Annotated in this window: 13 protein-coding genes; 8 read left to right on the top strand and 5 right to left on the bottom strand. The window is 43.3% G+C overall.

The window, feature by feature from the left end:
• Positions 1–65 precede the first annotated feature (65 nt).
• Positions 66–836, bottom strand: a complete 771-nt coding sequence (locus tag A1QO_RS07515; RefSeq protein WP_017039993.1) for a hypothetical protein — start codon at positions 834–836, stop codon at positions 66–68.
• 273 nt (positions 837–1,109) lie between these two features.
• Here A1QO_RS07515 and A1QO_RS07520 point away from each other — a divergent pair, with 273 nt between their 5' ends.
• On the top strand, positions 1,110–1,454 hold the full coding sequence (locus A1QO_RS07520; RefSeq protein WP_017033276.1) for a DUF2956 domain-containing protein: 345 nt from the start codon (positions 1,110–1,112) through the stop codon (positions 1,452–1,454).
• 10 nt (positions 1,455–1,464) lie between these two features.
• Positions 1,465–1,857: a DUF4156 domain-containing protein gene (locus A1QO_RS07525; protein ID WP_017033277.1), complete on the top strand. Its 393-nt coding sequence runs from the start codon at positions 1,465–1,467 to the stop codon at positions 1,855–1,857.
• An 89-nt stretch (positions 1,858–1,946) separates the two neighbouring features.
• On the opposite strand, the gene A1QO_RS07530 is transcribed toward A1QO_RS07525, so the two are convergent.
• Complete coding sequence (locus A1QO_RS07530; protein WP_017033278.1) at positions 1,947–2,234, bottom strand: winged helix-turn-helix domain-containing protein; 288 nt, start codon at positions 2,232–2,234, stop codon at positions 1,947–1,949.
• A 201-nt stretch (positions 2,235–2,435) separates the two neighbouring features.
• Between A1QO_RS07530 and A1QO_RS07535 the strand changes: the two genes are divergently transcribed.
• Genes A1QO_RS07535 through A1QO_RS07550 form a run of 4 tightly spaced genes read left to right on the top strand, consistent with a single transcriptional unit; the run spans position 2,436 to position 4,851 of the window.
• The gene (locus tag A1QO_RS07535) at positions 2,436–2,783 is read left to right on the top strand and encodes an ArsC family reductase (protein ID WP_017039992.1); all 348 of its coding nucleotides are present in this window, start codon (positions 2,436–2,438) and stop codon (positions 2,781–2,783) included.
• A gap of 21 nt (positions 2,784–2,804) precedes the next feature.
• A complete protein-coding gene (gene dapE, locus A1QO_RS07540) occupies positions 2,805–3,938 on the top strand; it encodes a succinyl-diaminopimelate desuccinylase (RefSeq protein ID WP_017038387.1) in 1,134 nt (377 codons plus the stop codon).
• Between the two features lie 2 nt (positions 3,939–3,940).
• Positions 3,941–4,624 carry a M15 family metallopeptidase gene (locus A1QO_RS07545; RefSeq protein ID WP_017038386.1) on the top strand — a complete coding sequence of 228 codons (684 nt, stop codon included), beginning with the start codon at positions 3,941–3,943 and terminating at the stop codon, positions 4,622–4,624.
• A complete protein-coding gene (locus tag A1QO_RS07550; protein WP_017041587.1) occupies positions 4,624–4,851 on the top strand; it encodes a DUF2897 family protein in 228 nt (75 codons plus the stop codon). The genes A1QO_RS07545 and A1QO_RS07550 overlap by 1 nt, the downstream gene beginning before the upstream one ends.
• Positions 4,852–4,916: 65 nt before the next feature.
• Here the strand turns inward: A1QO_RS07550 and bamC are convergent, their stop codons facing one another.
• A complete protein-coding gene (gene bamC / locus A1QO_RS07555) occupies positions 4,917–5,936 on the bottom strand; it encodes an outer membrane protein assembly factor BamC (protein WP_017033283.1) in 1,020 nt (339 codons plus the stop codon).
• Between the two features lie 52 nt (positions 5,937–5,988).
• Positions 5,989–6,867 (bottom strand): 4-hydroxy-tetrahydrodipicolinate synthase, encoded by an 879-nt coding sequence (gene dapA / locus A1QO_RS07560; RefSeq protein ID WP_017033284.1) that lies wholly within the window; start codon positions 6,865–6,867, stop codon positions 5,989–5,991.
• Positions 6,868–7,167: 300 nt separating this feature from the next.
• Between dapA and A1QO_RS07565 the strand changes: the two genes are divergently transcribed.
• Complete coding sequence (locus A1QO_RS07565; protein ID WP_017033285.1) at positions 7,168–7,710, top strand: glycine cleavage system protein R; 543 nt, start codon at positions 7,168–7,170, stop codon at positions 7,708–7,710.
• 12 nt (positions 7,711–7,722) lie between these two features.
• On the top strand, positions 7,723–8,193 hold the full coding sequence (gene bcp, locus A1QO_RS07570; RefSeq protein WP_017033286.1) for a thioredoxin-dependent thiol peroxidase: 471 nt from the start codon (positions 7,723–7,725) through the stop codon (positions 8,191–8,193).
• A 129-nt stretch (positions 8,194–8,322) separates the two neighbouring features.
• Here the strand turns inward: bcp and A1QO_RS07575 are convergent.
• Positions 8,323–8,978: methyl-accepting chemotaxis protein (locus A1QO_RS07575; protein ID WP_017041588.1), on the bottom strand; the 656-nt coding region annotated here is incomplete at its 5' end.

Consider the following 8,978-nt stretch of genomic DNA (forward strand, 5'->3'; position numbering starts at 1 on the left):
TTGCCAAAATCTAACAAAAAGAGGGGAAGGATGAAGAAACGATGGCCCCAAAATAGCCGTAGAAACTACTCTGCGTAAAAAGGGACCAATACTTTTGCATTGTTAATCGCGTATGAGCGTGCAGATTGCTCGCTACTCTCTCGACCGATTTGATAAGGTTCAGGCACAACGACTAACACCACTTGCGCCCCCTCTATCACGGATTCTTCACGATCACCTTCTCGATTTACTTTATACGCATCAATATAAACCGTGAGCACAATCGAACGAGTACTTGTGCCATCAACAGACAATAATTCGATTTCATGCACAGCGCCCCAGAGTGTACTGAGGGGTTTTTCTTCGGCACTAGGCAGAAACAAGTCATAGCTGCGGGGAGGATGAGAAATGTTATTGATGGTCGTCGCAATACGATTTTTCACATACTGCCCGTTTAGAAACGGCTTGCCTTCTTTATCTTGCCTGCTGGTTACACTTTCATCGCAAGTGTTTGCTTGCGGTTTTTCTGAATAGTGACGATAAGTTGCGCAGGCAAACTCCCCTACAAGGTCTTGAATACCACGTACCAAAGAAGCGTTGACATAAGCGTTGAGTTCAAATTCGCTTAGCTGTTCGACCTCTTTAAAAAGGTCAAAACGATTACGCTTGAACTCTTCATTATAGCGAAGTGAAATGAAGCGTTTTTTTTCGATGGCGAGCTTAACAACATTATCCGTTTCATTGAGTTGCGTCCCTTTAGAGTCAATGACCGCCCGTTCAATATTTGGATAATCACAATAACCTAATGGTGACATCAATATAGATGTAAGAATAATAAGATGTCGCAACTTAATCATAAATCTCTCGCTAGAATCTGGTAAGAAGTGCCATACAATGCCATCAGAGCAGGTTTAACCTCGCCATTGATTTAATATCGTAGCTTAGAAATTAAGAGGTTACGCGAATCTATGCCATATTTTAAAAAACATACTTAAAAAAGAAGCATACGGAAAAATACCGATTAGATTGTCCATTCCTTATAGTCCAGAGCCCCCTTCCTATTTGATATATTCATCATCGAAGAGTTCGTGATACTCTATTCACCACCTTGAACAACCGCATGATGCCCGATGAAAAAGAAAGCAACGCCTTCAGAAGAGACTCAACAGCAAGCCATGAGTATTGCCAAAGCGACTCAGAAACAGCACCAAACCAAAGAACAGACAAAATTAATTGCTCAAGGCATAGAGAAAGGCATCGCCCAATATAAAAAACAGCAAAAAGAACGAAATCGCCAAGCAGATAAAGCAAGAAAAAAAACACAGAAAGAAAAAAATGAGCAACTAAAGACTGAAACTAAAGCGGATGCTCGCCAACAAGATACTTCCGAGCAAAAATCGACAACATCCATACTTCCATGGATGCTTTTAGTCGTCAGTTGGGCAGGTTTTATCACTTATCTAACGCAGCAGTAGGACTGATGTCATGGGGAACACCATTCAACTTATCTCCGATAGTATCGTAAAGCGAGCCGTGATTTTAAAACGTACTGCGGGCCTATTCGTTGCAGCACTCTTGCTTGCGGGCTGCTCGTCACCCGCGATTACTGCCAATGAAGGCAGCCAGCATATCGACATTAGAATGGACTTTGGTTTTGATGCTAAGGAGTGTGAAGCTTTAGGGGAAGTGACCGGAAGTGAAGGCCATTGGTATAGCTATTTATTTTATCCGAATGATGTGCTCATCCAAGGTGCGATTAACGATGTAAAAAATCAAAGCCTCGAATTGAATGCCGACACCATTTTTCTCGTCAGCCCACAAGACTTCGCAACGTCATTTACAGTTTTCGGCATTGCATATCGCTGTATAAAGCCCTAAAACACTTTGGGTGCACTCACCAAATAATACGCATCAATAAACTATCGGCATCAATAAGAACGAGGCATAAAAAAGCCAGCAGTGCTGGCTTATGCTTGAAAACCAAGGCTAATAGCGATGTCTTGCTGTCGTTCTAACACCCACTGGCTATCAAATGGCCCCCAATCTGACAGCTGATAATAACCATCATTATGGCGACGACCATCTTGCACAAACATTAGCTCAATACCAATACCGGGCAATGCTTTTAATACATCTTGAATAGTACGGCGTGGCCAACCGGTTTTTTCGATAAGTTTTGGGACATTTGGCCTTTCTATACTTTCAACTAATAGAGCCAAATACAAACGCCTTGCAAAAACAGGACTCAATTCCATTGATAACATCTCCTTGTAGTTCTTCTCCATTATCAGCCCTTTTCAGTCTACAATTTGTTGCGTTTGATCAAAGTACTTTAATCAAAACGGCGTGATTGCGAATTTTTTCACCCTTCAAAATATTAATTTTGTGCTTTTGTGTCCTAGCTCACTTCCTGTTAGGATTTCTACACCGAGTTATTTTCTTATGATGAAACCAATATGACCGTCACCATGTATGGCATCCCAAATTGCGATACCATAAAAAAAGCCAAAAAATGGCTCGAAGCCAATGGCATTGAATACACTTTCCATGATTACCGGAAACAAGGCATCGATACCGAGCTTGTTACTCATTTTTGCGATGGATTAGGCTGGGAACTGGTGTTGAATAGACGCGGTACAACCTATCGTCAACTCTCGCCAGAGCAAAAAGAAGCCGTTAACGCCGACACGGTCATCGCATTACTGGTTGAACACCCAGCGATGATCAAGCGACCAATACTGAATGCCAATGGCTGTTTGCACATTGGCTTTAAAGCTGACCAATACCAATCTATTTTTAATTAAATCATTTATAGGACACCAAGGATGACAGATAGCCCAACTCTGGCTCTTGCAAAAGACCTTATTAGTCGCGAATCCGTGACACCAGAAGATGCAGGATGCCAAGAGGTTATGATCCAACGCCTAAAAGCATTAGGTTTTGAAATTGAAGTCATGGTTTATGACGACACCACCAACTTTTGGGCTCGCCGAGGAACAGAGTCTCCTCTATTTGCTTTTGCTGGCCATACCGATGTGGTTCCAGCTGGCACCCTAGAACATTGGCATACTCCCCCTTTCGAACCGACTGTGATTGATGGCTATTTACACGGACGTGGCGCGGCCGACATGAAGGGTTCTTTAGCCTGTATGGTCGTGGCCGTAGAGCAGTTCGTTGCTAATCATCCCAATCATAAGGGATCTATTGCATTTCTAATCACTTCTGATGAAGAAGGGCCATTTATCAACGGTACAACTCGCGTTGTTGACACCCTAATGGCACGCGATGAGTTGATTGATATGTGCATCGTTGGCGAACCTTCCAGTACCCACACCATAGGCGATGTTGTCAAAAATGGTCGTCGCGGATCGATCACTGGTGATCTAAAAGTGAAAGGCACTCAAGGTCACGTTGCTTACCCGCACTTAGCAAACAACCCTGTCCACCAGTCGTTACCTGCACTGGCTGAATTGGCTGCCACAAAATGGGATGACGGCAATGAGTTCTTCCCGCCAACAAGCTTTCAAATCCCAAACCTTCATTCAGGCACCGGCGCTTCAAACGTTATCCCAGGAGAATTTAATGTTCAGTTTAATTTCCGCTTTAGCACTGAGCTTACCGATGTCGATATTAAACAGCGTGTTCATTCGGTATTGGACGCACATGGGCTAGACTACGATCTTGAATGGACCCTTAGCGGGCACCCATTCTTAACCGGTAAAGGCGAACTTCTTGAAGCTGTAGTAAAAGGTGTTGAAGCCGTAAACCATAAAAAACCCGAACTTCTGACGACGGGAGGCACCTCTGATGGTCGTTTTATCGCGCGCATGGGCACACAAGTTGTCGAACTAGGGCCTGTAAACGCAACCATCCATAAAGTGAACGAATGTGTATCTATTTCTGATTTAGAAAAACTCACTGACATGTTTGAGAAAACTCTCGACAACTTATTAGGCTAACGATGACTCCCGAACAATTGACAGGACAAACGGATACTCACCTTACCGAGGTCCTCATTGGTAACAAACCGTTTCAAGTACACCGTGATATTGTTCGGGATCTTCTTGACCTCAAATCTGCCGCCCTAAAAGCCGGTTTTGATTTGTGCATCGCCAGTGGTTTTCGAAACTTTGAACGTCAAGCGGCTATATGGAACAGTAAAATGGCCGGAGAAAAGCCGATTCTCGACGCAAACAGCCAAGCCATTGACCCTTCAGTATTAAACGAAGAACTGAAGATTCGCGCTATTTTACGATGGTCAGCCCTTCCTGGTGCGAGTCGCCATCATTGGGGAACGGATTTTGATGTGTATGATGCCTTGTCACTGCCTCAAGGTACACAACTCAAACTTGAGCCTTGGGAATACTTAACAGGTCATCAGGCTCGGTTTTATCAATGGTTATCTTCTAATCTGAACTTATTTGGTTTCTACTTCCCATATCACCAAGACCAGGGAGGCGTAGCACCTGAGCCTTGGCATATCAGCCATGTCGAGCAAAGCCAGAATTGTCTGTCTGCGCTTTCTGTTAATATTCTAAGAGAGCAACTGGAAGGCCAATCAATCAACGGGGCGAATTGCCTATCTAACTTACTCAATGATCTCTACACTCAATACATAACCAATGTAACTCCTGTGGAGGCATAATGGATCTTCTGACAAACCCTTGGGTTATCTCCTTGTTGGCGATGGGCTTTATGGTCAGCAATATCATGGCATTGAAATACGTCTCTAAACTGAAACTTGGCCAGTATAAAAAAAACAAGTCTACTGAAGAAAAATCCGAGCACGAGCACTCAGATAAAGAAGAAAATAGTACAGGCTTAAATACTGATACTGATACTGATACTGATACTGATACTGATAAAAAATAAACAAAAAAAGGAGCGTGTGAGCGCTCCTTTTTCATTGAGATTCAATCTAACCTCATACCCAGTAACTACTTCTCGACCATCGCAGCAAGCACTGGCGCCATATCACTGAGCAGTTGCTCTTCAACAGGTTTGCCTGCCGAATCAGTGATGTTAATTGAGGTACGGTTGCCAAGATCACCAAACAAGAAGGTATAGGTACCACCTTTCAAATCGACAGGTTTAACACCAATCTCTTCCCAGAAACTGTCATCTGGAGAGGCATATTTCGCTTTCACCGTGCCCTGAGACTGGTTTCTCGCTTCAAGGGTGAAGCCCATTGAAGGCAGCAACTCTGGCAGACGCTGCCACAATACATTATAAGGTGTACGCGCAATAATAACCGGTAAACCACTACGGTCGGTGCCCATACTGATAGGGATTTGTTTCACTAACTGTTGTGCTTTTCGTGTTGCTTCTTCGCGCAAATCGAGATCATAACGAGCCATCACTAAGTTCGTCATCAAAATGTTATAGCGTTCTTTATTCGTCGCAGAAACAGGGGTTTCTTGGTTAGCTTCACGCCAATCAATCAGTGAAATCTTAAACCCAAAACGGTTATTGGCTTCAAGCTGTTCAATATTGTAACGACTGCCAAGTTCCACATCTTCATCGGCAGAGATCCACGAGAACCAACCGGTTTCAACAAGATTATCGGACTGCTTAACAATATCGACATTTCTTTCTTGAAGCATGGCCAAAGCGGTTTCCCAAACCTTAACGGCTTCGTCTTTTCGCAATAACCAGAGCGTCACTTCACCGTTGATATTGGTTTCAGTGCGAGCGCCAGGTACCAACTCTAAAATCTGCTGTGGAGGGCGAATATCAACGTCACGCCCAAGTTCACCATTAAACTCCCCTGCAGGAATGACAAAATCATCGTAAAGGTAGGGCTTTGCGTCCGCTGGGGCCTGCCATTCTTTGAACTCAGGGGTATTTAAGTATTCAAAATCATCTTTTGCTTGGCGTCGATGGGAGGGATCGCTTGAGCATGCACTTAAAACAAGAACAGCTAGTGACGTCATGACTAGCTGATGAGAAAACTTCATTGGAACTCCTAAAAAAGCCAAGAAAAAGATCTTGGCCATTCTTTGTAATTAATTAGTAAATACCTGAATCAGTCAACGCTTTGCTAACAACAGGTTGTGCCGATTCTGAAAGAACGGTCAGTGGTAATCTTAAACAGCCATGCTCAATCAAACCGAGCTTATGAGCCGCCCATTTCACTGGAATAGGGCTTGATTCAACAAACAGATCTCGATGCAAAGGCATTAAACGCTCGTTGATCGCTCTCGCCTCTTCCATTTCACCTTGAGCAGCAAGCTTAAACATTTTCGCCATGTCTGCCGCAGCAATATTGTTCGTGACTGAAACAACCCCGTTACCACCTGCGGCAACAAAATCAAGACCAGAACTGTCATCACCACTAAGTAAGATAAAATCTTCGCCACAAAGTTCACGGTGAATTGCAACTCTTTCTAATTCTCCCGTAGCGTCTTTCAATGCAACGATATTTTCAATTTTTGATAGTCGAGCAACGGTTTCTGGCAACAAATCGACCGCAGTACGGCCAGGAACGTTATAAAGGATTTGAGGAACATCACTCACTTCAGCTATCGCTTTGTAATGCTGATATAAGCCTTCTTGAGTTGGCTTGTTGTAATAAGGGGTTACGCTAAGGCACCCAGCAATACCTGAATTATTCAGCAAACGGCTGAAAGTAACAGACTCGTGAGTCGCATTAGCACCAGTACCAGCAATAACAGGGATACGGCCAGCAGCAAATTCAACCGTTTTGTGGACGACTTTAACATGCTCTTCAACGGTTAACGTTGCTGACTCACCGGTTGTACCGACAGCGACAATACCATCTGTGCCTGCATCCACATGGAAATCCACCAATTTTTTCAGGCTTATGTAATCGACCTCACCATTAGAATTAAACGGTGTAATTAATGCAACAATACTTCCTGAAAACATGTTTTTCTCCATTATTTGATACTTTCTGCATGGTACTGTATGGCTCTTGCGTATGACAAGGCGTTAAAGGGATATATAGCACCTGTTATGTTGAATATTTATCACATGTTTGACCTTTGGCATAGTTATTCACCTACATAATTGGGAAATAATGATCATAGAACAGTAAACAAGCAAAACCGAGACTCGAAATGCCTCGTTTTTTCACACAATTCAGCAACAAAACCCAGTGCTTCAAGGAAGCATATTGATGCTTCTGTGCTAACATACCTATTAATAGCCCTCATTTAACGTGACATTATGACTCAACATCTAGTAATTACCGCCGTCGGCACAGACCGCCCAGGTGTGTCGAATCAAATCGTTCACCTAGTGACTCAATCAGGGTGCAATATCATCGACAGTCGAATAGCTCTTTTCGGTAACGAGTTCACTCTTTTGATGCTGGTTTCTGGAAACAACAACAGCATAACGAGAGTCGAGACGACGCTTCCTCTTTTAGGTCAAGAGCACGACCTTATTACCATGATGAAACGCACTTCTACCCATGAAGTTGTCGATCACGCTTACACACTAGAAGTCTTCATCGAATCCGATGACAGAATGGGCTTGACTGAAGAGTTCACTCAATTCTTCGCAGATAGACAGATCGGTTTAGCATCACTCAGTGCTCAGACTATCAATAAAACACAGGTCGGGCTTAATAACGACCAATTTCATATCGCCCTAACGGCCACCGTGGGTTCACAGTGTAACCTCATGCAGTTACAAGAAGAGTTCACTCTTTTCTGTCAATCACTGGCTGTGCACGGGTCTCTTAATTTCATAAAAAATAGTCAATAGAAAGGATTATCGATGAATACTTTGACTGCTGGCACGCCAGCCCCAAACTTCTCTCTTTTAGATCAAGATGGCAAAACCGTATCACTTGGTGATTTTGAAGGTAAAAAAGTTCTTTTCTATTTTTACCCGAAAGCCATGACACCTGGCTGTACAACACAAGCACAAGGGCTTCGCGACATTAAAACGGAATTAGACGATCATAACGTAGTCGTTCTAGGCGTGAGCATTGACCCTGTAAAGCGTCTGGGAAAATTTATCGAGCGAGACAACCTTAATTTCACTCTTTTATCTGATGAAGACCATGCTGCCGCTGATCAATTTGGGGTTTGGGGAGAAAAGAAATTTATGGGCAAGATCTATGATGGTTTGCACCGCATTAGCTTTTTGATCAATGAACAAGGTGTCATCGAGCATGTGTTTAATAAATTTAAAACCAAGACTCACCACGAAGTGGTTTTAGATTATCTAAACGAAAACAAGTAACCGACCGTTTCAGTGAATCGTTCTCAAACAATCGTTCTTAGATGACGGAACCTAGATAACCGTTTATGGAAATATAAATGCCAGCTCGTCGATATCGAGCTGGCATTTTAGTTTATAGAACCGCTTGTGTTAAACCACAAACTTATTCAGTAGCGCATCTTGCTGATGGATATTATCTTTCTGTGTTTGCATCGCTATATTGGTGTTTTCGGCTGAATCTGCCACTTGTGTCGATAGGTCTTTAATCTTCACCGTATTATTGTTGATTTCTTCAGCAACTAAGCTTTGTTCTTCCGCGGCGGATGCTATTTGTAAATTCATATCAGAGATTTGCTGAATGGCATTACTGATACTTTCTAGCGAAGAATTCGCGGCTTGCGCTTTATCAACAGCATCGATAGCGGTTGTTTTACTTTCGTTCATTGCTGCCGATACGGAACTTGCCCCTGCTTGTAGCTGTTCAATCATGCTGCGAATTTCTGTCGTCGACTCTTGCGTTCGTTGTGCCAGTGTACGTACTTCATCGGCAACCACGGCAAAACCTCGACCTGATTCACCCGCTCGAGCTGCCTCTATTGCTGCATTGAGCGCAAGAAGGTTAGTCTGATCTGCAATGTCATTGATAACCTTTAAAATGGTTTCAATGTTCGCTGTTGCCGTTTCTAATCCTTTCACCTCTTCTACCGCTTGGTCAATTCTTGCCGACAAATTATCGATAGACATTGTGGTTTCACTCACGACTTTTGAGCCCGCCTCGGTGGCATCATCAGCATCTCGAGCCGCCG

This window comes from Vibrio genomosp. F10 str. ZF-129 (assembly GCF_000287055.2).
Classification (GTDB): Bacteria; Pseudomonadota; Gammaproteobacteria; order Enterobacterales; family Vibrionaceae; genus Vibrio.

Excerpts from the sequence above, each read along its gene's own strand:
- A1QO_RS07515 (WP_017039993.1), bottom strand. The coding sequence starts at position 836 with ATGATTAAGTTGCGACATCTTATTATTCTTACATCTATATTGATGTCA.
- A1QO_RS07520 (WP_017033276.1), top strand. The coding sequence starts at position 1,110 with ATGAAAAAGAAAGCAACGCCTTCAGAAGAGACTCAACAGCAAGCCATG.
- A1QO_RS07525 (WP_017033277.1), top strand. The coding sequence starts at position 1,465 with ATGGGGAACACCATTCAACTTATCTCCGATAGTATCGTAAAGCGAGCC.
- A1QO_RS07530 (WP_017033278.1), bottom strand. The coding sequence starts at position 2,234 with ATGGAATTGAGTCCTGTTTTTGCAAGGCGTTTGTATTTGGCTCTATTA.
- A1QO_RS07535 (WP_017039992.1), top strand. The coding sequence starts at position 2,436 with ATGACCGTCACCATGTATGGCATCCCAAATTGCGATACCATAAAAAAA.
- dapE (WP_017038387.1), top strand. The coding sequence starts at position 2,805 with ATGACAGATAGCCCAACTCTGGCTCTTGCAAAAGACCTTATTAGTCGC.
- A1QO_RS07545 (WP_017038386.1), top strand. The coding sequence starts at position 3,941 with ATGACTCCCGAACAATTGACAGGACAAACGGATACTCACCTTACCGAG.
- A1QO_RS07550 (WP_017041587.1), top strand. The coding sequence starts at position 4,624 with ATGGATCTTCTGACAAACCCTTGGGTTATCTCCTTGTTGGCGATGGGC.
- bamC (WP_017033283.1), bottom strand. The coding sequence starts at position 5,936 with ATGAAGTTTTCTCATCAGCTAGTCATGACGTCACTAGCTGTTCTTGTT.
- dapA (WP_017033284.1), bottom strand. The coding sequence starts at position 6,867 with ATGTTTTCAGGAAGTATTGTTGCATTAATTACACCGTTTAATTCTAAT.
- A1QO_RS07565 (WP_017033285.1), top strand. The coding sequence starts at position 7,168 with ATGACTCAACATCTAGTAATTACCGCCGTCGGCACAGACCGCCCAGGT.
- bcp (WP_017033286.1), top strand. The coding sequence starts at position 7,723 with ATGAATACTTTGACTGCTGGCACGCCAGCCCCAAACTTCTCTCTTTTA.